Below are 21,643 nucleotides of genomic sequence, written 5' to 3' on the forward strand. Positions count from 1 at the left end.
GCTGAGCCCATAGTGTTCGGTGTTCGGTATTGACCGAACACCGAACGCATGCGATCATCGACATATGAACACCCGAACAGGAAAAGCGGACGACATGCTCGAAAAGTTCGCTGAAGCTGTTGCAACGGTCGGTTTGGAGCTTCTGACCGAGCCATCCGACGATGAGTCATCGGCCGATGCCTACTTGGTACTTCCTGGGGAACGTCCCATGCCTGTGGAAATAAGGCGATCGTCGCTGCTTTCGGCAAATGGGCTGTCGGATTTGCTGCAACGTTGGGACCGCCAACGGCCCGGCGACGCAATCCGCGTGGTGGTGGCCGACCGCATCACTACCGACGCGCGCCAACTACTTCGAGAAGCCGACTGGGGATGGCTCGACTTGCGCGGCCACCTCCGACTGACAGCCAAGGGACTGCTTGTAGACACCGACATCGAGCGGCATACGCATCGGTCACGTCGTACCGAGCCATTTGCAGGCAATGTGGGCCTCGAAGTCGCCGCGGCGATGCTCCTCGACCCCAACCAGCGCGTCGGAATCCGCCAGATAGCCAACCAAATTGGTCGCGCCGCTAGTTCTGTGTCTGACACCGTGAGGGCACTGCGCGAGGCTGGCCTGATCACAAAGGATGACCTACCTCGTACACCAGAACTATTCTGGGAATTGGCATCTGCGTGGAAATCCACACATATCGATGTAGCTGTGCTGCCCCAAAATGACGGCGGGACTCTCGCCGCATTGCGGGCGAACCTTCATGACTTGGAGCAACCAGGTTGGGCTCTCAGTGATACTCGTGCGGCAGCCGCGTATGGCGCTCCTGTCGCGGTCCGCTCCGACCATCCCCCCGACTTCTACGTTCCCGACGAGCGAGTGTTGCGTCGCGCGACCCAACTGCTTGGGCTCGCACCTGACCATGCCTCACGCGCGGCGACGTTGCGCGCCGCGCCCATACCAGTGATCTGCGCGAGCAGGCAGGATCCGACGGCGTATGAGGCGAATTTCAACGCCGAGTTCTGGCCGTTGGCTCAACCGCTCTTCGTAGCCCTGGACCTCGCGCAGGATCCGGGACGCGGTCGCGAAGTGTTGAACGACTGGGTTCCACCGAAGCCGTGGTCTCGTGTCTGGTAATTCTGCAAGTAATCCAACGGTGGACTTGATTGGTACGTCCATGTCTGCGCTCGCGCACGCTGTCGGCACGACGGAGAGACTTACCGGACGTCCAGTTATTGTGATCGGCGGATTAGCCGTGGTTTGCAGGCTAAGTACGCCGCACCGAGCGACCGTTGACCTCGACGTCGTTAATCGTCGCCATGACGACGAGCCAAGACAGCTCGAACTCTTGATTGCCGGCAGCGCACCAGCTGAGGGCCGCGCTGGGGCGGTCATCGCAACACCGCTAGGTGCTGTGTATGTCGACGTGCTGGAGGTGTCAGACGCGGACTTCAATCCATTGCCCGATGAGCCCACAGGACGGCTATTTGTGTTGGGCCACGCCTGGGCAGCCGACACTGCCACACCGGTCATCATTCGCGCGCAGGGCTTAGCCGACTTGACAGTAGCGGTTGCAGAGCCCGGTCCCTTAATCGCGATGAAACTTCAGTCGACGTTTGATCGAGGCACCGCCAAGGAAGGTACGGATCTGCTGGACATGGTCCGACTCACCCTAGATCGGGTATCCGGACCGCTTGCGCGAGAGTAACTTTCGCAAGCCGACGAGCAACTTGCGACCGATGTCGCGTGGCACGTGTGGTGGTGCTTCGATGAGCATGTCGAGCGATCGCTGAACCTAATTAACGCAATTCCGGAAGGCGTCGGAACGCAGATCGACGACTTGCACCTCGTTCGGGACTTGCTGTTGGAAGCAGTAACCCGCGCATAGAGGTCTTTGCCCGGCCAACACCATGCTTATTTGTGATGCGTTGGCCACCGCCGTGTACGGCGTACGGCCTAGATCGCGCCTGCTCGGCAGTGATAACGTAATTCTCCGATTCGTATAACGGGCCTACCGCCCGCCGTCCGACTCCCGGAGGTGACGTGTCAGCTGCACCGGGTCGTCCGCTGCCCCTGGTCACGCCGGAGAACGAGTTCTTCTGGACTTCGGGCGCTGACGGCGCGCTGCGACTGCAGGAATGTAGGGCATGCCGATCGCTGATCCATCCCCCGGCGCCGGTGTGCCGCTACTGCCGATCCCAAGACATCGGTGTGCGGGCGGTCTCCGGCACGGCGACGCTGGCCGGGTTCACCATCAACCATCGGTTCAGCCTGCCCGGACTCCCGGCGCCGTACGTCGTCGCTCAGGTGGCAATCGCGGAGGACCCGCGGGTCCGGCTGACCACCAACATCGTGGAGTGCGACCCGGAAAGGCTGGAACTCGGTCAACAAGTGGAGGTGGTCTTCGAGCAAGTCGAGGACGTCTGGTTGCCGCTGTTTCGGCCCATCGCAAATGCCAAACCCGCGCCCCTGCCGATCGACGAGATCGCGCCCGAACGCTTCGGTGAACACGTCCGACCCATGCTGACCGCGGAAAAGTTCGAGGACAAGGTCGCGCTCACCGGGATCGGCATGTCCCCCATCGGACGTCGGCTGATGGTGCCGCCGCTATCGCTGACGGTTCAGGCCTGCGAGGCGGCCATCGCCGACGCCGGCCTGACGCTCGACGACATCGACGGACTGTCGACCTACCCCGGCGCGATCAACGTCGGCGGCTTCGGGGAGGGTGGCGTCACCGCCTTGGAGGCCGCGCTGGGAATCCGGCCGACGTGGCACAACGGCGCCATGGAGACGTTCGGCCCCGGCGGTTCGGTGATCGCCGCAATGCTCGCTGTCGCAGGCGGTTTGGCCCGCCACGTGCTGTGCTTCCGGACGCTGTGGGAAGCCACCCACGGTGAGCTGATGAAGCAAGGCAAGATTACCCCGTCCATGGGCCGGATGGCGGGCTGGCAGATGCCATTCGGCGCCACCTCGGCGGCTCACACCCTGGCGATGAACGCGCAACGGCACTTTCACCGTTACGGCACAACGAAAGAGACGCTGGGCTGGATCGCGCTGAATCAGCGCGCCAACGCCGAACTCAACCCGTCCGCGATCTATCGCACCCCGATGACGATGGACGACTACCTGAACGCGCGGCCCATCACCACGCCGTTCGGCCTGTATGACTGCGACGTGCCGTGCGACGGCTCGATCGCGGTGATCGTCTCCGCCGTCGACGCCGCCCGCGACCTGGCCAAGCCACCGATCCTGGTGGAGGCGGTGGGAACACAGATCATCGAGCGAATCGATTGGGACCAAAGCACTTTGACACATGAGCCGCAGGTTCTGGGCCAAGCCGCGCATGTGTGGACTCGAACCTCGCTGCGACCCAACGATGTCGACGTCGCCGAACTATATGACGGGTTCACCATGAACTGCCTGTCCTGGATCGAGGCGCTGGGCTTCTGCGGAATCGGCGAGGCCAAGGAATTCCTGGACGGCGGCAAGAACATCGCCCGCGACGGCCTGCTGCCGCTCAACACCCATGGCGGGCAACTGTCGCACGGCCGCACCCACGGCATGGGCCTGCTGCACGAGGCAGTGACCCAGTTGCGCGGCGAGGCCGGCGACCGTCAGGTCGCGGACGCCCGCGTGGGTGTGGTCAGCAGCGGTGGCCTGACTCCCAGCGGCGTGCTCCTGTTGCGAGCGGACACATGACCGCGCCGGCGCCGCGACCCCGGGTGGTCATCGTCGACGGCGTGCCGATGTCGGCGTTGGTCGCCGAAGCCCCAAATGCCCAGGGCCCCAAGGCCGTCATCGTAGCCATCCACGGCGGCGGCACCACCGCGATGTACTTCGACTGCCCGGGCCACCCGTCGTTTTCCCTGCTGCGGACGGGCGCGGCGGCCGGGTACACCGTTGTGGCGCTCGATCGGCCGGGGTATGGCAGCTCCGCGCCCTATCCCGAGGCGGTGGTACAGCCGCAACAGCGGGTCGACCTCGCCTACGGCGCGGTGGATCGCATCATTGGGGATCGCGAGCGCGGAGCGGGCCTGTTCTTGATGGGGCATTCGGGCGGGTGCGAATTGACCATGCGCATGGCCGCCGACGACCGTGGCGCCGATCTGCTCGGCATCGAATTGGCGGGCACCGGCCGGCATTGGCACCCCGCGGCGCGGGAGCTGCTCAAGACGGCGACCCGGCAAAGCCGACCCGCCGGAATGCGCGAGCTGTTGTGGCACCCGGAGCGGCTGTATCCGCCAGAGGTGTTGTCCGGCGCCACGGTCTATCCGGGCGCCCCTCCCTATGAGGACCTCATGGTGTCCAACTGGGCCCGCCAGGACTTCCCCGCACTCGCCCCCGCGGTGCGGGTGCCGGTGCATTTCAGCATCGCCGAGCACGAGAAGGTCTGGCAGACCGACGATTCGGCGCTGGCCGAGATCACGGACATGTTCTCCGGCGCGCCACGGTTCGCAACCCACCGCCAGCCCGACGCGGGGCACAATATGAGTCTCGGCTACACCGCGCCGGACTATCACGCGGCGGTCCTTTCGTTCGCGGACGAATGCGTCATGGCGCGTGAAAACCCAACTGCCGCTGAGGAGGCCGGGTGAAAGTCGGATTCATCGGGCTGGGCAGCCAGGGCGGACCCATGGCGCGGCGGATCGTCGAAAGCGGTTACCCCACAACGCTGTGGGCGCGCCGACCGGCGACGCTCGAGCCCTTCGCCGACACGCCCGCGAAGGTCGCGGAGTCGCCGGCCGAACTCGCCGCGAATAGCGACCTGGTCTGCCTGTGCGTCGTCGGTGACTCCGACATCGAGGAAATCACCGACGGGCAGGGCTTGCTGGCGGCGATGAAGCCCGGCAGCGTCATCGCGGTGCACAGCACGGTGCACCCCGAAACCTGCCGAAAACTTGCGAAAAACGCCGCCGCCCACGGTGTCTCGGTGGTCGACGCGCCGGTCAGCGGCGGCGGCGGGGCGGCGTCGGAAGGACGCCTGCTGGTGATGGCCGGTGGCGACACCGACGTCGTCGAGCGCTGCCGCCCGGTCTTCGAGACCTATGCCGATCCCGTCGTCCACCTCGGCGAGCTCGGCTCCGGGCAAACCACCAAGCTGCTCAACAACCTGCTCTTCACCGCCAACCTCGGCACGGCGGCCGCCACCCTGTCGCTCGCGCAACAACTCGGCGTCTCCCCCGACCGTCTCACCGAAGTCGTCTCCCGCAGCAGCGGAAACAGCTTCGCGCTCAACGCCCTTGGCGGGGTCGGCGGCCTGGACAGGCTCGCGCCCCTGGCCGGGGCGCTGCTGCAAAAGGATGCCCGGCTGGTCGTCGACCTCGCCGAGCGGGCCGCCGCCCAGCCCGGTGCCGTGCTCGATGCGGCCGACGCCGCGCTGACATCGATGGGGCACCCGCGGTGAGAATCGGGTTCATCGGCGCGGGACGGATGGGCCGTCCCATGGTGGCCCGCCTCGTCGAGGCCGGCCACGACGTCAGCGCGCTCGGCTCCACCGCCGTGACCGAAGTCGCCGAGACCGCCAAGCAAGCCGACGTCGTGATCGTCTGCGTGTTCTCCGACGAGCAGGTGCGGCGGGTCTGCCTGGACGGCACCCTGCTGCAGGCCATGCGGCCCGGTTCGGCGCTGGTGGTGCACACCACGGCCAGCCCGACGACGATGCGGGCCATCGCCGCCCGCGCCGGCGACGTCGAGGTCGTGGATGCTCCAGTCAGCGGCGCCCCGCACGACATCGCGGCCGGCGCGATCACCCTGTTCGTCGGCGGCTCCGACGACGCCGTAGCCCGACTGCGACCGGTGTTGGGCTGCTACGGCGACCCCATCCTGCACGTCGGGCCGTGCGGCGCCGGCCAGAAGGTCAAGCTGGTCAACAATGCCCTGTTCGCGGGCCACATCGGGCTGCTCGCGGAGTCGATCCGGCTGGGTGAGCGGCTCGGCCTGCCCGAATCGACCCTGCTCACAGCGCTGCAGCGCGGCAGCGCGGGCAGCCGGGTGCTGGACATCGTCGCCGCGCGCGGCTCGATCGCGTCGTTCATCGAGGTAACCGCCGAATTCGTCGGCAAGGATGTCGACGTCGTGCGCGACATGGCCGAGGAACTCGGCACCGAGCTCGGCGCGCTGGACGCCGCCATCAAAGGCCATCGGTGTCGCGGGAAAGATCTGAAATGACTGCATGTTGGCCTTTTCGGCGCGCCACGAAAGCGCTACCGTTGACATTACAGTCGGGCGTTCCACTGTAACGATTCCAGCCCCCAACCCTCACCGCTGAGGAGATGCAGTGACAAAACCGAAAGTCGTCTTCGACCCGTTCTCCGAGGAGTTCTTCAACAACCCCTTCGAGATCTACCGGCGAATGCGCGAGGACGCGCCGCTGTATTACGACGAGAAGGAGGACTTCTACGCGCTGACCCGTCACGAGGACGTGGCGGCCGCGTTCAAGGACTTCGAGACCTACTCCTCGGCGCGCGGTTGCGACCTGGCGATGGTGCGCAAGGGGCTTCCCCCCGAGCAGAAGTCGATCATCTTCATGGACCCGCCCGAGCACCGGCACATGCGCAGCCTGCTCAACAAGGCGTTCACCCCACGAGCCATCCAATCGCAGCGGGACACGGTCATCGAGGTGATCGAGAAGTACCTGAGCGCGGTCGATCCCGACAACTTCGACGTCGTCCAGGACTTCTCCGGGCCATTCCCCGTCGAGGTGATCACCACGATGATGGGCGTGCCGGAGGAGTACCGCCAGCAGGTCCGGCACTGGATCGACGCCAGCCTGCACCGCGAACCGGGCCAGATCGAGGTCAGCGAGGCCGGCATGCAGGCCAACATCGACACCGCGATGTACTACTTCACCCTGGTGCAGGAGCGCCGCGAAACCCCGCAGGAAGACTTCATCACCCGACTGATCGACGCCGAGATCCCCGGCGAGGACGGTCAGCCGCGCAAGCTCGACGATATCGAAATCACCGGCTTTGCAACGCTTTTGGGCGGTGCGGGCGCCGAGACCGTGACCAAGTTGCTCGGCAACGCCGCCGTCATCTTCGCCCGCCACCCCGACCAGTGGCAGAAGCTGCTCGACGACCGCTCCAAGATCCCCGGCGCGGTCGAAGAGCTGTTGCGCTACGAGGGCCCGGTCCAGTACAACGTCCGCTACACGCTGAAAGAGGCACACGTCAGCGGTGGCGTGATCCCCGCCGGCAAGCCGGTGTTCCTCATCGGCGCGTCGGCCAACCGCGACCCCGATGCCTTCACCGACGCCGAGACATTCGACATCGAGCGCGACCAGACCGAGGCTCAGCACCTCGGCCTCGGCTACGGGATTCACAGCTGCCTGGGCGCAGCACTGGCCCGCATGGAAAGCAGGATCGCGCTGGAGAGGCTGCTCGATTTCATGCCCCGCTACGAGGTGAACTGGGACGGCCTGCAGCGCGTCCACATGCAGAACGTCGCGGGGTGGCAGAACGTACCCGTCAAGGTGATCCGGTAGGGCGATTGCGATGACGAAGAAGATCGAAGTCGACTGGGGCCTTTGCGAAAGCAACGGCGTCTGCATGGGCATCAACCCCGAGGTCTTTCACCTCGGCGACGACGACATGCTGACCGTGCTGCAGGAAGAGGTCACCCCGGAGATCGAATTGGACGTGCGCGAGGCGGTCCGCCAATGCCCGCGTCAGGCCATCTCCATCGTCGAGGACTAGCCGGGAGGCGTCTGACAAAGTGGGCTAGGACGTCGTCGAGCGTGAAGCTGCTGCGAATTTTTTGCCGATTTTTCGCAACGGCTTCACTCTCGACGAAAGCTGTCGAGGACTAGCCACCCAACCCGGCGAGGATGACCGCGTTGCAGTCGGCGGCCGCTTGGCGCAGTTTCGCCGCCTTCTGGTAGGCCTCGGACTCGTACCACGCGCGGGCCGCGTCGACCGATTCGAACTCGAGCACGACGGTCTGGTCGCCGTGCCAGGTGCCCTCGAGGACCTTGGGGGCGGTGTCCACCGCGAGGACTTTGACACCACCCATCGCCGCCCCCGCGGCCTTCCCGTAGGCCTTCATGCCTTCGAGATCCTTGATGGCCTCGGTGAGAATGACATATCCTTTTGGCCCTGTCGCCACCCGAATCTCCTTACCTGCGCGGGTTATTGGGTCTTGCTGATCGCCTGCTCCGGGCAGCACTCGATGGCCTCTTCGGTGGCGGCCTCGAATTCGGTTGGGACGTCGGACTCTATCGCCTCCGCGTAGCCGTCGTCGGTCAGGCTGAACACCTCCGGGCACAGCGTCGTGCACACGCCGTGACCGCGACAGCGCTGGTCGTCGACCGTGACTTTCATGCCGGGGTGAACTCCAGGTGCAGCTCGGTCAGCCCGCGCAGGATGTACGTCGGAACATATTGGTAGCGGCGGTCATTCGCGGGGCCGTGGACGCTTTCGTCGATCCTGATGTCCGACGTCCGGTCGAGCAGCCGCTCGAGCGCCACCCGGGTTTCGGCTCGCGCCAGCGGCGCGCCGGGGCAGCTGTGGATGCCGCGCCCGAACGAGATGTGCTGGCGGGCGTTCTTGCGGGCGGGATCGAACGTGGCGGGGCCGTCGAACCGGCGCGGATCCCGGTTGGCGGCCGCCTGCACCACCATCACGGTGGTGCCCGCGGGCAGGTCGACGCCACCGACGTTGACGGGCACCCGGTTCATCCGGAAGTCGCCCTTGACCGGGCTCTCGTGCCGCAGCGACTCCTCGATGAAGTTGGGGATCAGGCTGCGGTCCCTGCGCAGCTGTTCCTGGATGTCGGGTCGCTCGCCGATGGTCTGCAACGCCGCGCCGAGGAGCCGCACGGTGGTCTCCTGGCCCGCCGAGAACACGTTGCTGGCGACGCGGGCCACGTCTTCGACCTCGGGTATCGAGCCGTCGGGGTAGGTGGCGGTGGCCAGGCCGGTCAGCACGTCGTCGCGGGGCTCGCGCCGGCGGTCCCGGACGTAGTCGGAGAACAGGCCGTAGAGGAATTCCAGCGGGCTGTGTGCCAGCGCTTCCTTGCCGGTGCCGCCTATGCCGCCGCCCGAGTGCTGGCGGATGCCCTTGACGAACTTGTCGCGATCTTCCATGGGCACGCCGAGCAGGTCGGCAATGACCAGCAGGGTGAAGGGACCCGCGAAGCCCTTGATCCATTCGCCGCGGCCGGGCGCCAGGAACGTGTCGAGCGCCTGGTCGGCGAGCGCCCACATGGCGTCCTCGTTCTCCTTGAGGCGCTTCGGGGTGATCAGCCGCATCAGCAGGGAGCGGTGGTTGGTGTGGGTCGGCGGGTCAAGCGTGGGCAGCTGGTCGCTGAACGGAAGCTCGTCGCGGTGCTGCTCGATCAGCTCGGTCACGTCGTCACCCTCGAGCGGAACCGGAAAGCCGGGGAACGGTCCCGTCACCGAGATGCACGACGAGAAAGTCTCGGCGTCGTTGAGCACCGCGCAGGCCTCGTCCCAGCCGGTCACCATGGTGACCCCGTGGTGAGCTTCGCGGGTCACCGGGCATTGCTGCCGGAGAGCCTCGTAGTAGGGGTACGGGTTCTCGACGAGCCGGGCATCGCGGAAAAAATCCATCTCGGTGAAGTCGTTCACCTTCAAGCTCCGTTCGAATCTCGATTAGTGAGAATGATCCTCTCAGAGATGAGTATTAGATTTCCACACGGCCCGTTCGCCGTCAAACGACGACGGTGGCGCAGCGGTCAGCCGGCGGGAACGAGGTCGGCGGCGACCGACGGGCAGCTCAGCAGCCCGCTCCGGAACGTTTCGATGTGACCCACCGGGCCCTCCGGCACGGCCGCGGCGGCCAGCGCCCTCCCCTTGAAGATCTGGGCGGCCATGCTCAGCCGGTGCTGCACCAGGCCGACGCTGTCATTCAGCTCGGCGGGCCACGTCTCGCCCCACAGCGTCACCTCGGTGACGCCGTGATCGAGGGCCTGCAACACGCCCTGGCGCACGCGTGAGTCGCATCCGAAGAGGTCCGCCGCGGCGGCCAGGGCCTGGGGCCGGGGGCGGGTGTCCACCGAGGCCAGCGCGTCTTCGAGGTCGAGCACCCCGACGCCGAGGATCTGCAGCGGCCGGTCGTCTCGACGGTCGGCCAGGTCGGCCAGGAGCACGGACACGTCCCATCCCGCCATCGCCCTGTCGAAGAGCCACCCGCCGGCGAATCGCACCACGTCGACGACGTCGGCGGCGACGACGTCGAGCCGGTATCTCAGGTGTTCGCCGGGGGCGTCTTGGGCGGCGTGAAGTCCCGCGCCAGTGTCTCGGCGTACTCCTTGAACACCTCGGACAGCGGTATCGACGGATCGAGCAACCATATCGTTTCCATTCCGTGGACGAAGGCGAGAATTTCTACCGCCTTGATGGCGGGGTCTATGTCGGTGCGGTACCGCCCGTCCGCCTGACCGAGCCGGATTAGCTCGGCGACGATGTCGATCGCTTCCCGCTGCCTGGCCAGCATGCGATCGTGCAGCGGGGCGTCGGGAAGGATGCTCTCGGCCAGCAGCACGGTGAACGTGCCCAGCATCTCCGGCGCGCGGTTGAACCGCTCAGCGACGCGGGCGATCTCGACGAGCAGGTCCCCCGCCCGGTCGGCGTGGGAGTCGTCATCGAGGTCACGCGCGTCCAGCACCGCGTGCAGCAGCTGCTCCTTGGATTCGAAGTGATGCAGCAGGCCCGCGGGGGTGACCCCGGCTTCGCCGGCGATCTGCGCGAGCGTCGTGTTGCGCCAGCCGTTGCGGGTGAGCAGGCGCTGCGCCACGTCGAGGATCCGCTGCTTGCGGTCCTCGCCCTTGGCGAGAAGCGTGTCGTATCGCCGCGCGTCGGGCACCGGACTCCTTCGACTTCGGCCGATTGGTGGTCTGAACCAACCTACTGAACAGACATTAGGTTGGTTTGGCCCCCGTGACAAGGGCCTCGGGCGGACGACGGCGCTATTTCACCAGCTCGACCAGGGTGGCGTTGGCCGTGCCGCCGCCCTCGCACATGGTCTGCAGCCCGAACCGGATGCCGTTGTCGCGCATGTGGTGGACCATGCGCGTCATCAGCACGGCTCCGGAAGCGCCCAGCGGGTGGCCGAGCGCGATGGCGCCGCCCAGCGGATTGACCACGCGCGGATCGGCGCCGGTCTCGGCCAGCCACGCCAGCGGCACGGGAGCGAAGGCCTCGTTGACCTCGAAAGCGCCCACCTCGTCTAGCGCGACGCCGGCCTTCTTCAGCACCTTTTCGGTCGCCGGGATGGGGCCGGTGAGCATCAGCACCGGGTCGGCTCCGGTGACCGCGCCGGCGCGGTAGCGGACCAGCGGCGTCAGGCCCAGGTTGATCGCCATCTCGGACGTGGTCACCAGCAGCGCCGCCGCACCGTCGGAGATCTGGGAGGAATTGCCCGCATGGATGACGCCGTCGTCGACGAACGCGGGCTTGAGCGCGGCCAGTTTGTCGACGCTGGTCCCCCGCCGCACCCCCTCGTCGTCGACGACGACGTCGCCCTCGTCGGTGAAGACCGGAACGATCTGCGCGGTGAAGGCCCCGGCGTCCTGGGCCGCGGCGGCCCGCTCGTGGGATTGGACGGAGTATTCGTCGAGCCGGCCGCGGGAGAAGCCCCACTTCTTGGCGATCATCTCCGCCGACAGGCCCTGGTTGAAGGAGAAATCGTCATAGCGGGCAAGGACTTTCGGGCCATACGGCATCCCGCTGGCCCTGGCAGCCCCGAGCGGAACGCGGCTCATCACCTCCACGCCGCCGGCGACGACGACGTCCTGCTGGCCGGACATGACCGCATGCACCGCGAAGTCCAGCGCCTGCTGGCTGGAACCGCACGCCCGGTTGACCGTGGTCCCGGGGATGCTCTCGGGCCAGCCGGCCGCCAGCACCGCGTAGCGCCCGATGTTGCTGGACTGGTCGCCGACCTGGGATACGCATCCCCAGATCACGTCGTCGATGATCTCGGGACCGATGCCGGCGCGTTCCAGCAGTTCGTCCAGGACGACGGCGGACAGGTCGGCGGCGTGCATGCCGGACAGCCCGCCGCTGCGCTTCCCGACCGCGGTGCGTACCGCCTCGACGATGACCGTCTCACGCATGTTCACTCCGATCCTGCTCAGATTTCGACAGCGCCCACCGACCAGTAAACGACGGCTCTTGTCGCTCCGCGAACGCGGCATAGGCGGCCGCGGCGTCCGTCGTCGCGAAGTTGACGGCCTGCGCGCGGGCCTCGCTGGCCAGCGCGTCACGCAGGGTGCGGTCGGCGCCCTCGTTGAGCAGGGCCTTGGTCTGGGCGAGCGCGATCGGCGGGCCGGCCGCCAACCGCCCGGCGAGGTCGGTGACGAAGGCGTCGATCTCGGCGGCCGGCACCACCCAGGTCACCAAACCCATGGCGTGCGCCTCCGCGGCGTCGATGGTTTCGGCGAGCAGCGCGAGCCGCTTGGCCTGTTGCAGGCCAACGAGTTTCGGCAACAGCCAGGAGCCGCCGAGGTCGATGGACAGTCCTCGCCTGGAAAAGATCTGGCAGAACGTCGATTCCGGCGTGGCGACCACCAGATCGCACCCCAGCGCCAGGTTCCATCCGGCGCCGACCGCCACGCCGCTGACTTTGGCGACCGTCGGGATCGGAAGCTCGTGCAGCGCAAGCGCCACGTCGGTGAGGCGCTGCAGCTTGTCTTTCGGATGGACGTCGTCGCGGACGGAAATGTCGGCGCCGGAGCAAAAGCTGCCGCCGGCGCCGGTGATGACCAGGGCGCGCACGCCGCGGTCGCGGCCGGCACCATCGAGGGCGCGTCGCAAGGCGATCCACAGCTCCGGGGTGATCGCGTTCTTGCGATGCGGGCGGTTGAGGGTCATCGTGCGCACCCCGTCGCGGTCCTCCGACAGCAGCACGGGGTCGTCGGTTGCGGTCATGGGCGGTGGGCGTTCGTCAGTAGCTTCTGGGAAGTTTCAGCGTGTGGGCGCCCAGGAAGTTGAGGATCATCTCCTGGCTGATCGGTGCGATCTTCATCAGCCGGGCCTCCCGGAAGTAGCGCGCCACGTGGTACTCCTCCGAGTAGCCCATGCCGCCGTGGGTTTGCAGCGCCCGGTCCGCAGCGGTGAAGCCGGCGTCGGCGCACAGGTATTTGGCGGTATTCGCTTCGCGCCCACAGGGTTTGCCGTTGTCGTACAGCCAGGTGGCCTTGCGCAGCATCAGCTCGGCGGCGTCCAGCCTGGCCAGCGAGTCCGCCAGCGGGAACTGGATGCCCTGGTTCATGCCGATCAGCCGGCCGAAGACCTCGCGTTCGTTGGCGTACTTCACCGCCTTTTCGAGGGCGACGCGGCCGATGCCGAGCGCCTCGGCGGCGATCAGCATGCGTTCCGGGTTGAGGCCGTCGAGAATGTACTGAAATCCCTTGCCCTCCTCCCCGATTCGATCCTCGACCGGGACCTCGAGGTTGTCGATGAACAGCTCGTTGGAACTCACGGCGTTGCGGCCCATCTTGCGGATCGGGCGGACGTCGACCTTGCTGCGGTCGAGGTCGGTGAGGAAGAGCGTCATCCCGTCGGTCTTCTTGGCGACTTCGTCGTAGCTCTGGGTGCGGGTCAACAGCAGGATCTTGTCGGACTCCATCGCCTTGGAGATCCACACCTTGCGCCCGTTGACGATGTAGCGATCGCCGTCGCGTTTGGCGAACGTGGTGATGCGCGAGGTATCAAGCCCGGCACCGGGTTCGGTGACCCCGAAGCAGACGTGCACCTCGCCGGTCGCGACGGACGGCAAGGTGCGGGCTTTGAGCTCCTCGGAGCCGTGCACGACCACCGGCTGCATGCCGAAGATCGACAGGTGGATCGAGCTGGCCGCGTTCATGCCGCCGCCGGACTTGGCCACTTCCTCGAGAAGCAGTGTGGCCTCAGTGATTCCGAGGCCGTGACCGCCGTATTCGGTCGGAATCGTCATGCCCAGCCAGCCGCCGTCGGCGATGGCCCGGTAGAACTCGGTGGGGAACTCGTGCGCCTGATCCTTTTCCATCCAGTAGTGGTCGTCGAACTTGCGGGCAAGCTCGGCCACCGACCGGCGGATCAGCTCCTGGTCATCGGTCAGCTCGAAATTCATTCCACCGCCGGGCACGAGCGGTGCCTCCTTTCAGCGCGAGCAGACGCAAAAGCACCCGACACGCCGACGAATTGGGTACTTTTGCGTCTGCTCGTCGACTTGGGCGCGCTCAGTCCTTGTTGCCGGTGAGCTCTTTGGCGTTAGCGGCGAAGTCCGCGAACGACGAACCCGCCCTGGTCTCCGTATGGTGGCTCGACGAGCGAATGGAAACGTCGTGCCCCTCGGCCGCCTTGCGCAGCGCGCCCACCGAGGCCTGCTCCGGAGTGATGTGGGTGAACGGGTCGAACGAGTACCACCGCATCGCGTTCTCGTGGGTGATCTTCTTGATCTCGTCGTCCGGAACGTTGTTGATGGACAGCACCTCCCACAACTCCTCCGGCGCGCCCGGCCACATCGAGTCGCTGTGCGGGTAGTCGGCCTCCCAGCAAATGTTCTCGATGCCGATCATGTTGCGCAGCGCGACGCCGACCTTGTCGCTGATGAAGCAGGTCAGGAAGTGCTCGCGGAACACCTCGGACGGCAGCTTGCCGCCGAAGTTCTGGTGCGTCCACGTCGAGTGCATCTCGAAGGTGCGGTCGGCGCGCTCCAGGAAGTAGGGGATCCAGCCGGTGCCGCCCTCCGACAGCGCGATCTTGAGGTCCGGGTATTCCTTGATCGGCCTCGACCACAGCAGGTCGGCGGCGGCCTGCACGATGTTCATCGGCTGCAGCGTGATCATCACGTCCATCGGCGCGTCGGGCGCGGTGATGGCCAGCCGGCCCGAGGATCCGATGTGGATGTTCATCACGGTGTTGGTGTCGCACAACGCTTTCCAAAGCGGATTCCAGTACGAGTCGTGGAAGCTGGGGTAACCCATCGCGGCCGGGTTCTCCGTGAACGTCAGGGCGTGCACACCCTTCTTCGACACCCGTCGCACCTCTTTGGCGCACTCTTCGGCATCCCAGATCACGGGTATGGCCATCGGGATGAACCGCGCGGGATACGCCCCGCACCACTCGTCGATGTGCCAGTCGTTGTAGGCCTGCACCAGGGCTATCGAGAACTCCGGGTCCTCGGTCGCGAACAGGCGACCGGCGAAGCCCGGGAAGGACGGGAAGCAGATCGACGCCAGGATGCCCCCGGCGTTCATGTCCTTGATCCGCTCGTCGACGTTGTAGCAACCCGGCCGGATCTCGTCGAGACCCGTCGGCTCGATCCCGTACTCCTCCTTGGGCCGGCCGGCGACCGCGTTGAGCGCCACGTTCGGAATCACCGTGTCGCGGAACTTCCACATGTCCGAGCCGTCGGGGTTGTGCACCAGCCGGGGTGCGTCGTCGAGGTATTTCGACGACAGATGGTTCTTGAACATGTCAGGCGGCTCGACGGTGTGGTCGTCCACGCTGATCAGGATCATGTCTTCCTTGTTCATGGCCGTTCCCTCTCGATCGAATCCATCGGACGCGCTGCTCCCGGGCACGGCGAACCGCCGCTGAGCGCCAAGACCACTATTTTGAAAACTATCTTCTCGCGAAGTGAGAATCAACATCTATCGGCGCCCGCAGCGAACGGCGGCGCCGTGACCAGCCACGAAACAAAAACCCGGATTGCCCGCCGTCGCGACGCGGCGGACGCGCTCGGCCGAAGGGTGGGCGGCAACCGCCGGACCGCGGGCGCCGGCATCGTCGGCCGGTCCCGATCCGTGCGCGCGGGCATTGACCAGCCGACCGAATCATGCAAGTCTGTTAGTTGGAAATGAGAATATGATTCTCTTTGACCGAGAGGACACTGCCGATGCGCGTGCAGCCGCTGCCGGCTGATCAGTGGGACGAGGCTGTCCAGCGGTCGCTTTCCGGCATGCTGCCCCCGGAAAGGTGCAACCCGCAGGACGCCGGCACGCTCATGTCGACGCTCGCACGGCACCCGAAACTGGCCCGCGCATTCTTGCGGTTCGGCGGCTACCTACTACTCGACTCCTCCCTGCCCGCGCGCATCCGCGAGCAGGCGATCCTGCGTGTGGCCCATCGCCGCGGGTGCGAGTACGAATGGTCACACCACGTGGACATTGCGAAGAAGGCGGGCATGTCCGAGGCCGAGATCGCCGCCGCCCAAACCGGCGAGACGAACGACGAGTTCGACCGCGCCGTCTTCGCGGCCGTCGACGAGCTCGACGAGAAGTCCAACATCTCGGATCAGACGTGGACCGCGCTTTGCGAACGGCTCGACGAACGCCAGCGCATGGACTTGGTCTTCACCATCGGCGGCTACATCGCACTCGCGATGGCCATCAACACTTTTGGCGTACAGCTCGAGAAGGGTCACTAAGAAAGGTAGAGCATTGCCTCACTTTCCGAAACCAGCCGCAGGAAGCTGGACAGAAAACTATCCCGAACTGGGCACCGCGCCCGTCGATTACACCGACTCGATCGACCAGGCATTCTTCGAAGCCGAGCGCGACGCGGTCTTCAAGCGCATGTGGCTCAACGTCGGAAGAGTCAACCGGCTGCCGCGCACCGGCAGCTACTTCACCAGGGAACTGCCGTCGGTGGGCCCCGGCACGTCGGTGATCATCGTCAAGACCAAGGACGGGTCCGTCAAGGCGTATCACAACGTGTGCCGCCACCGCGGAAACAAGCTGGTGTGGAACGACTTTCCCAACGAGGAGACCTCCGGCACCTGCCGGCAGTTCACCTGCAAATACCACGCCTGGCGCTACAGCCTGGACGGTGAGCTGACCTTCATCCAGCAGGAGGACGAGTTCTTCGACGTCGACAAGAGCCAGTACGGACTGGCGCCGGTGCGCTGCGAGGTGTGGGAAGGCTTCATCTTCGTCAACTTCGACAACAACGCGGCGCCACTGGTCGACTATCTCGGACCGCTGGCCAAAAGCATCGAGGGCTACCCCTTCGGCGAGATGACCGAAACCTACTCGTACAGGGCCGAGGTCGGCAGCAACTGGAAGCTGTTCATCGACGCGTTCGTCGAGTTCTACCACGCGCCGATCCTGCACCAGGGGCAATACACCAAGGAAGAAGCCGCCAAGATCCAAAAGTTCGGCTACGAGGCGCTGCACTACGAGGTGGCCAGCCCACACAGCCTGCAGTCGACCTGGGGCGGTCAGGCGCCTCCGGAGGACATGTCCATGGTCAAGCCCATGGACCAGGTGCTCCGCAGCGGGCTGTTCGGCCCGTGGGACAAGCCGGAGATCATCGAGAACCTCGAGCTGCCCCCGGGCATCAACGTGAAGCGGGTGCCGCAGTGGGGCATCGACTCCTGGCATTTCTACCCGAACTTCATGCTGCTGATCTGGGAGCCGGGCTGGTTCCTGACCTACCACTACTGGCCCACCGCCGTCGACAAGCACATCTTCGAGTGCACGCTGTATTTCGTTCCGCCGCGCAACGCGCGGGAGCGGTTGGCCCAGGAGTTGGCCGCGGTCACGTTCAAGGAATACGCGCTGCAGGACGCCAACACGCTGGAAGCGACCCAAACGATGATCGGCACCCGGGCCGTCAAGGAGTTCCTGCTGTGCGATCAGGAGGTCCTGATTCGCCATCTGCACAAGGTGACCAAGGACTATGTGAAGGAGTACGCCAACAATGGCGCTGCCGTCTGAATTCGCCGACCTGGAACCGTTTTTGGATTGGGATCTGGCCACCGAGCCGGAGCGCTACGCCAAGCGGCTGGCCTCCACCATGCCCGAGATGCAGGCGTTCTACGACGCGGCATTTCCCCGCCTGAACGACGTCATCGCCTACTGCGACCAGTTCCCGCTGGACGACCTACCCGAGGACGCGCGTACGCTGATGCACCTCATGCAGTCCCTGGTCATGGTGTCGTTCCCGATAGAGGCCTGGAAGCAGCCTCGAGTGCCCGACAGCGGCGCGGCGTGGGTGGAGCTGATCCGGGAACCGGTGATCTGACAGGTGTTGACGCTCAAGGCCGCCGGGCTGCTCGACGTCGACGCCGGTGAAATCCTGCGGCCCGGCATCCTGCGGATCGACGACGACCGCATCGAAGGCGTCGGCGGCGATACCGAGGGCGACCTGATCGACCTCGGCGACCAGATCCTGCTGCCCGGGCTGATGGACATGGAGGTCAACCTCCTGATGGGGGGCCGCGGCGAGAAGCCCGGGCTGTCACAGGTCCAGGACGATCCGCCGACGCGGGTGCTCCGGGCGATCGGCAACGCCCGCCGCACCCTGCGGGCCGGGTTCACCACCGTGCGCAACCTCGGGCTGTTCGTCAAGACCGGCGGCTACCTGCTGGATGTCGCGCTGGGCAAGGCAATTGACGCGGGCTGGGTCGAGGGCCCGCGGGTGGTCCCGGCCGGCCACGCCATCACGCCGACCGGCGGGCATCTTGACCCGACGATGTTCGCCGCTTTCGCGCCGCACGTGCTGGACCTGACGGTCGAGGAGGGCATCGCCAACGGGATCGACGAGATCCGCAAGGCGGTGCGCTACCAGATCAAGCACGGCGCCGAGCTGATCAAGGTGTGCTGCTCGGGTGGGGTGATGTCGCTGACGGGACCGCCTGGCGCGCAGCACTACTCGGACGAGGAACTGCGCGCGATCGTCGACGAGGCACACCGGCGCGGGCTGCGGGTGGCCGCGCACACGCACGGCGCCGAGGCCGTCAAGCACGCGGTGGCCGCCGGCATCGACTGCATCGAGCACGGCTTCCTGATCGACGACGACGCCATCGCCGCCCTGGTCGAACACGGCACGTTCCTGGTGAGCACCCGCCGCCTGGCCGACGGCGATGCCATGGACGTCTCGCACGCCCCGCCCGAACTGCAGGCCAAGGCCGCCGAGATGTTCCCGAAGGCGCGGACCTCGATATTGGCCGCGCACGAGGCAGGCGTGAAGATCGCCGTGGGCACCGACGCTCCCGCAATCCCGCACGGCCGCAACGCCGATGAGCTTGTCACCCTTGTCAATTGGGGGCTGCCGCCGTTGGCGGTGCTGCGCTCGGCGACGGTGACCGCCGCCGAGCTGATCAACTCGACCGACCGCGGCCGGCTCGCACCGGGCCAGCTCGCCGATATCATCGCGGTACCGGGAAACCCGTTGGAAGACATAACCGTTACCCAGCACGTCAGCTTTGTCATGAAAGGCGGCAAGGTCTATGCCAAGCAGGACTGACGACCTGGTCGAGATCCAGCAGCTGCTCGCCCGCTACGCGGTCACCATCACCCAGCAGGACATCGACGGTCTCATCGGCGTCTTCACGCCCGACGGAACTTACAGCGCGTTCGGCGACACGTACCCGTTGGACAGGTTCCCCGAACTGGTGGCCGCCGCGCCAAAGGGCCTGTTTCTCACCGGAACTGCGTTGGTCGACATCGACGGCGACTCGGCCAGCGGGACCCAACCGCTGTGCTTCATCGAGCATGCCACCCACGACATGCGCATCGGCTACTACCGCGACACCTACTCCCGCACCGCCGACGGATGGCGGCTCAAGACCCGGGCCATGACGTTCATCCGCCGCAGCGGGGTGCACGACTCCGGACGCCCACACGCCGTGGGCCGCCCAACCCCGTGAATGTCGAGGAGTTCCGGTCGGGTCTCCGCGCGTGGCTCGACGACAACGACCTGACCCCCGGCCCAGACCACTCGCTGCAGGGCCACACGCGGCAGTTCGCCCGCGTCAGCCGGGCCCTGTATGACGCCGATTGGATGCGCTACGGCTGGCCGGTCGAAGTCGGCGGGTTGGGCGGGCCCGCAGTGCTGCGCGCGATCGTGGGCGAAGAGGTGGTCGGCCGCCGGCTCGCCGAACCGGGCCCGTATTCGATGCTCGAAGTGCTCGCGCCCACCATGATCGATTACGCCCCAAAGGAACTCGCCGCCGAGATGGTTCCGCGGCTGCTCAGCGGCCGCGAGCATTGGTGTCAGGGCTTTTCCGAGCCGGGCTCCGGCAGCGACCTGGCCTCGCTGACCACCCGCGCCACACCCCGTGGGGATGACTGGATTGTCAACGGGCAGAAGGTCTGGACCAGTTTCGCGCAGTTCTCGACACGGTGCGTCCTGCTCACCCGCACCGCCCCCGGCCATGACGGGATCACCGCGTTCTTCGTCGACCTGGACACCCCGGGCATCACCATCCGGCCGCTGCGCACGATGCACGGCGTCGACGAGTTCTGCGAGGTCTACTACGACGACGTGGTGATCCCGTCGAGCCGGATGCTCGGCCGACCCGGAGACGGCTGGCGCCTGGCGATGGACCTGCTCCCCTATGAACGCTCCACCTGCTTCTGGCAGCGCATCGCCTACCTCTACTCGCGCTTCGACGAGCTCATCACCGAGACGGCGCAGGACGCCGACGAATCCGCCTTGGGCGCGGCCTATCTCGCGTTGCACACGCTGCGCTGCCGGTCCCGCGCCACCCAGCACCGGTTCGCCGACGGCGGGCGGCTCGGGCCGGAAACCTCGATCGACAAGGTGCTCCTGGCCACCGCCGAACAACGGCTCTACGACACCGTCCGCGACCTGCTCCCCGGGACGCTGGAGCTCGACGACACGCCCTGGCGCTCGGAATACCTCTACTCACGCGCCGCCACGATCTACGGGGGCACCGCGGAGATTCAGCGCAACATCATCGCCCGCCGGCTGCTCGACCTCGGGAAGGAGTGAGCCGTGGATCCCGAGGCACTGCGCATGCTGGCCGACTCGCTGCGCACCGCCATGACGACCGCAAGCGGTTCGAAGCTCGACGCGGCGCTGGCCGAACTCGGCTGGCTCGACATGCTCAACGAAATCCCCGACATTGCAATCCCTTTGGTGTTCCGGCTGCTCGGCGAGACGGGCGCGCACGCCGCCGTCCTCAACGATGTCGCAGGCAGCGTGCCGCTGCCGTTCGCCGGCGGACGCTGGGTGGTGTGGGAACGCGACGGCGGTCCGGGCCCCGCGCTCGACGACGAGCTGCCGCTGCGCCCGGTGTCACGGGGAGAGCCGTTGCCGCCGGCCGCGCTAGCCGGCGGGCAGCGCGCGCTGGGCTGGTGGCTGGTGGGCACCAGCCGAACGATGCTCGCGCTGGCGCGCCAGCATGCCCTGGATCGCGTTCAGTTCGGCCGGCACATCAGCTCGTTCCAGGCGATCCGGCACCGGCTCGCCGAGACGCTCGTCGCGATCGAGGGCGCCGAGGCCACCCTGCAGACCGCGGAAACCGACGACCCGGACGGCCTGGCCAGCCTGCTGGCCAAGGCCGCGGCCGGCCAGGCGGCACTCTGTGCCGCGCGCCACTGCCAGCAGGTGCTCGGTGGCATCGGGTTCACCGCCGAACACCCCCTGCACCGCCACGTCAAACGCGCGCTGGTGCTGGACGGGCTGCTCGGCAGCGCGCGAGAACTGACCCATGAGGCGGGAAAGGCGTTGCGGTCCAAGGGGTATGCACCGCGGCTGGCGGAGCTGTAGCGGTCTGGACGACTGACGGTCGTCCGCCGCCCCAGGCTTTGACGGCCTCCTTTAGACCGCGAGCGCGCTCATTTGTACGCCGGCACGCCGTCCAAACCGGCATTTTGAGGACGCTCGGCACAAGTTAGTCGCTAGGAGGCGGGCAGAACGGCACATCCCACAATTTCTGTGACTTATGGGAATCTCAT

24 protein-coding genes are annotated in these 21,643 nt (G+C 66.4%); 15 read left to right on the top strand and 9 right to left on the bottom strand.

Features of this window, described 5'->3' with window-relative positions; all coding sequences use genetic code 11:
- Nucleotides 1-64: 64 nt before the first annotated feature.
- The 8 genes from AC5Y6X_RS03155 to AC5Y6X_RS03190 all read left to right on the top strand — a co-directional run bounded on the left by AC5Y6X_RS03155 (nt 65) and on the right by AC5Y6X_RS03190 (nt 7,683).
- A complete protein-coding gene (locus AC5Y6X_RS03155; protein ID WP_499984439.1) occupies nt 65-1,126 on the top strand; it encodes a transcriptional regulator in 1,062 nt (353 codons plus the stop codon).
- The gene (locus AC5Y6X_RS03160) at nt 1,116-1,697 is read left to right on the top strand and encodes a prevent-host-death protein (RefSeq protein ID WP_499984441.1); all 582 of its coding nucleotides are present in this window, start codon (nt 1,116-1,118) and stop codon (nt 1,695-1,697) included. The genes AC5Y6X_RS03155 and AC5Y6X_RS03160 overlap by 11 nt, the downstream gene beginning before the upstream one ends.
- Before the next feature lie 335 nt (nt 1,698-2,032).
- The gene (locus tag AC5Y6X_RS03165; protein ID WP_499984443.1) at nt 2,033-3,688 is read left to right on the top strand and encodes a thiolase C-terminal domain-containing protein; all 1,656 of its coding nucleotides are present in this window, start codon (nt 2,033-2,035) and stop codon (nt 3,686-3,688) included.
- Entirely contained in the window at nt 3,685-4,584 is a 900-nt protein-coding gene (locus AC5Y6X_RS03170) for an alpha/beta fold hydrolase (protein ID WP_499984445.1), read from the top strand. Before AC5Y6X_RS03165 ends, AC5Y6X_RS03170 begins: the two co-directional genes overlap by 4 nt.
- Nucleotides 4,581-5,393, top strand: a complete 813-nt coding sequence (locus AC5Y6X_RS03175; RefSeq protein ID WP_499984447.1) for an NAD(P)-dependent oxidoreductase — start codon at nt 4,581-4,583, stop codon at nt 5,391-5,393. The genes AC5Y6X_RS03170 and AC5Y6X_RS03175 overlap by 4 nt, the downstream gene beginning before the upstream one ends.
- Nucleotides 5,390-6,157, top strand: a complete 768-nt coding sequence (locus tag AC5Y6X_RS03180; protein ID WP_499984449.1) for an NAD(P)-dependent oxidoreductase — start codon at nt 5,390-5,392, stop codon at nt 6,155-6,157. Before AC5Y6X_RS03175 ends, AC5Y6X_RS03180 begins: the two co-directional genes overlap by 4 nt.
- 109 nt (nt 6,158-6,266) lie before the next feature.
- Nucleotides 6,267-7,472: a cytochrome P450 gene (locus AC5Y6X_RS03185; RefSeq protein ID WP_499984452.1), complete on the top strand. Its 1,206-nt coding sequence runs from the start codon at nt 6,267-6,269 to the stop codon at nt 7,470-7,472.
- A gap of 10 nt (nt 7,473-7,482) precedes the next feature.
- Nucleotides 7,483-7,683 (top strand): ferredoxin, encoded by a 201-nt coding sequence (locus tag AC5Y6X_RS03190; protein ID WP_499984454.1) that lies wholly within the window; start codon nt 7,483-7,485, stop codon nt 7,681-7,683.
- A 109-nt stretch (nt 7,684-7,792) separates the two neighbouring features.
- On the opposite strand, the gene AC5Y6X_RS03195 is transcribed toward AC5Y6X_RS03190, so the two are convergent.
- From AC5Y6X_RS03195 to AC5Y6X_RS03235, 9 genes are all read right to left on the bottom strand, one after another.
- A complete protein-coding gene (locus AC5Y6X_RS03195) occupies nt 7,793-8,092 on the bottom strand; it encodes a DUF1330 domain-containing protein (RefSeq protein ID WP_499984455.1) in 300 nt (99 codons plus the stop codon).
- Between the two features lie 23 nt (nt 8,093-8,115).
- Complete coding sequence (locus AC5Y6X_RS03200; RefSeq protein ID WP_499984457.1) at nt 8,116-8,307, bottom strand: ferredoxin; 192 nt, start codon at nt 8,305-8,307, stop codon at nt 8,116-8,118.
- The gene (locus tag AC5Y6X_RS03205) at nt 8,304-9,557 is read right to left on the bottom strand and encodes a cytochrome P450 (protein WP_499985207.1); all 1,254 of its coding nucleotides are present in this window, start codon (nt 9,555-9,557) and stop codon (nt 8,304-8,306) included. The genes AC5Y6X_RS03200 and AC5Y6X_RS03205 overlap by 4 nt, the downstream gene beginning before the upstream one ends.
- 125 nt (nt 9,558-9,682) lie before the next feature.
- A complete protein-coding gene (locus tag AC5Y6X_RS03210) occupies nt 9,683-10,198 on the bottom strand; it encodes a hypothetical protein (RefSeq protein ID WP_499985209.1) in 516 nt (171 codons plus the stop codon).
- Nucleotides 10,195-10,812 carry a TetR/AcrR family transcriptional regulator gene (locus AC5Y6X_RS03215; RefSeq protein WP_499984459.1) on the bottom strand — a complete coding sequence of 206 codons (618 nt, stop codon included), beginning with the start codon at nt 10,810-10,812 and terminating at the stop codon, nt 10,195-10,197. The genes AC5Y6X_RS03210 and AC5Y6X_RS03215 overlap by 4 nt, the downstream gene beginning before the upstream one ends.
- A gap of 103 nt (nt 10,813-10,915) precedes the next feature.
- The gene (locus AC5Y6X_RS03220; protein WP_499984461.1) at nt 10,916-12,064 is read right to left on the bottom strand and encodes a thiolase family protein; all 1,149 of its coding nucleotides are present in this window, start codon (nt 12,062-12,064) and stop codon (nt 10,916-10,918) included.
- A complete protein-coding gene (locus AC5Y6X_RS03225; RefSeq protein ID WP_499984462.1) occupies nt 12,057-12,878 on the bottom strand; it encodes an enoyl-CoA hydratase/isomerase family protein in 822 nt (273 codons plus the stop codon). Before AC5Y6X_RS03225 ends, AC5Y6X_RS03220 begins: the two co-directional genes overlap by 8 nt.
- 16 nt (nt 12,879-12,894) lie before the next feature.
- Nucleotides 12,895-14,061 carry an acyl-CoA dehydrogenase family protein gene (locus AC5Y6X_RS03230; RefSeq protein ID WP_499985210.1) on the bottom strand — a complete coding sequence of 389 codons (1,167 nt, stop codon included), beginning with the start codon at nt 14,059-14,061 and terminating at the stop codon, nt 12,895-12,897.
- 109 nt (nt 14,062-14,170) lie between these two features.
- Nucleotides 14,171-15,469: an amidohydrolase family protein gene (locus AC5Y6X_RS03235; protein ID WP_499984464.1), complete on the bottom strand. Its 1,299-nt coding sequence runs from the start codon at nt 15,467-15,469 to the stop codon at nt 14,171-14,173.
- 362 nt (nt 15,470-15,831) lie between these two features.
- On the opposite strand from AC5Y6X_RS03235, the gene AC5Y6X_RS03240 reads away from it, so the two are divergent.
- From AC5Y6X_RS03240 to AC5Y6X_RS03270, 7 genes are read left to right on the top strand one after another with little or no spacing between them, the layout of a single operon-like run.
- Nucleotides 15,832-16,362, top strand: a complete 531-nt coding sequence (locus tag AC5Y6X_RS03240; protein ID WP_499985212.1) for a carboxymuconolactone decarboxylase family protein — start codon at nt 15,832-15,834, stop codon at nt 16,360-16,362.
- Between the two features lie 13 nt (nt 16,363-16,375).
- Nucleotides 16,376-17,653 carry an aromatic ring-hydroxylating oxygenase subunit alpha gene (locus tag AC5Y6X_RS03245; RefSeq protein WP_324673853.1) on the top strand — a complete coding sequence of 426 codons (1,278 nt, stop codon included), beginning with the start codon at nt 16,376-16,378 and terminating at the stop codon, nt 17,651-17,653.
- Entirely contained in the window at nt 17,637-17,960 is a 324-nt protein-coding gene (locus AC5Y6X_RS03250) for a hypothetical protein (RefSeq protein WP_499984466.1), read from the top strand. Before AC5Y6X_RS03245 ends, AC5Y6X_RS03250 begins: the two co-directional genes overlap by 17 nt.
- Nucleotides 17,961-17,963: 3 nt before the next feature.
- Entirely contained in the window at nt 17,964-19,184 is a 1,221-nt protein-coding gene (locus tag AC5Y6X_RS03255; protein WP_499984470.1) for a metal-dependent hydrolase family protein, read from the top strand.
- Nucleotides 19,168-19,587, top strand: a complete 420-nt coding sequence (locus AC5Y6X_RS03260) for a nuclear transport factor 2 family protein (protein ID WP_499984472.1) — start codon at nt 19,168-19,170, stop codon at nt 19,585-19,587. The genes AC5Y6X_RS03255 and AC5Y6X_RS03260 overlap by 17 nt, the downstream gene beginning before the upstream one ends.
- A complete protein-coding gene (locus AC5Y6X_RS03265; RefSeq protein ID WP_499984473.1) occupies nt 19,584-20,675 on the top strand; it encodes an acyl-CoA dehydrogenase family protein in 1,092 nt (363 codons plus the stop codon). Before AC5Y6X_RS03260 ends, AC5Y6X_RS03265 begins: the two co-directional genes overlap by 4 nt.
- Nucleotides 20,676-20,699: 24 nt before the next feature.
- Complete coding sequence (locus AC5Y6X_RS03270; RefSeq protein ID WP_499985213.1) at nt 20,700-21,455, top strand: acyl-CoA dehydrogenase family protein; 756 nt, start codon at nt 20,700-20,702, stop codon at nt 21,453-21,455.
- Nucleotides 21,456-21,643: the final 188 nt, after the last annotated feature.

The sequence above is a fragment of the Mycobacterium sp. NGS26 genome (genome assembly GCF_059813025.1).

Bases quoted from the DNA above. Each gene is read 5' to 3' on its own strand.
- AC5Y6X_RS03260 (WP_499984472.1), top strand. From the start codon at position 19,168: ATGCCAAGCAGGACTGACGACCTGGTCGAGATCCAGCAGCTGCTCGCC.
- AC5Y6X_RS03220 (WP_499984461.1), bottom strand. From the start codon at position 12,064: ATGCGTGAGACGGTCATCGTCGAGGCGGTACGCACCGCGGTCGGGAAG.
- AC5Y6X_RS03240 (WP_499985212.1), top strand. From the start codon at position 15,832: ATGCGCGTGCAGCCGCTGCCGGCTGATCAGTGGGACGAGGCTGTCCAG.
- AC5Y6X_RS03205 (WP_499985207.1), bottom strand. From the start codon at position 9,557: ATGGATTTTTTCCGCGATGCCCGGCTCGTCGAGAACCCGTACCCCTAC.
- AC5Y6X_RS03270 (WP_499985213.1), top strand. From the start codon at position 20,700: ATGCTGGCCGACTCGCTGCGCACCGCCATGACGACCGCAAGCGGTTCG.
- AC5Y6X_RS03235 (WP_499984464.1), bottom strand. From the start codon at position 15,469: ATGAACAAGGAAGACATGATCCTGATCAGCGTGGACGACCACACCGTC.
- AC5Y6X_RS03250 (WP_499984466.1), top strand. From the start codon at position 17,637: ATGGCGCTGCCGTCTGAATTCGCCGACCTGGAACCGTTTTTGGATTGG.
- AC5Y6X_RS03170 (WP_499984445.1), top strand. From the start codon at position 3,685: ATGACCGCGCCGGCGCCGCGACCCCGGGTGGTCATCGTCGACGGCGTG.
- AC5Y6X_RS03200 (WP_499984457.1), bottom strand. From the start codon at position 8,307: ATGAAAGTCACGGTCGACGACCAGCGCTGTCGCGGTCACGGCGTGTGC.
- AC5Y6X_RS03155 (WP_499984439.1), top strand. From the start codon at position 65: ATGAACACCCGAACAGGAAAAGCGGACGACATGCTCGAAAAGTTCGCT.
- AC5Y6X_RS03190 (WP_499984454.1), top strand. From the start codon at position 7,483: ATGACGAAGAAGATCGAAGTCGACTGGGGCCTTTGCGAAAGCAACGGC.
- AC5Y6X_RS03230 (WP_499985210.1), bottom strand. From the start codon at position 14,061: ATGAATTTCGAGCTGACCGATGACCAGGAGCTGATCCGCCGGTCGGTG.
- AC5Y6X_RS03225 (WP_499984462.1), bottom strand. From the start codon at position 12,878: ATGACCGCAACCGACGACCCCGTGCTGCTGTCGGAGGACCGCGACGGG.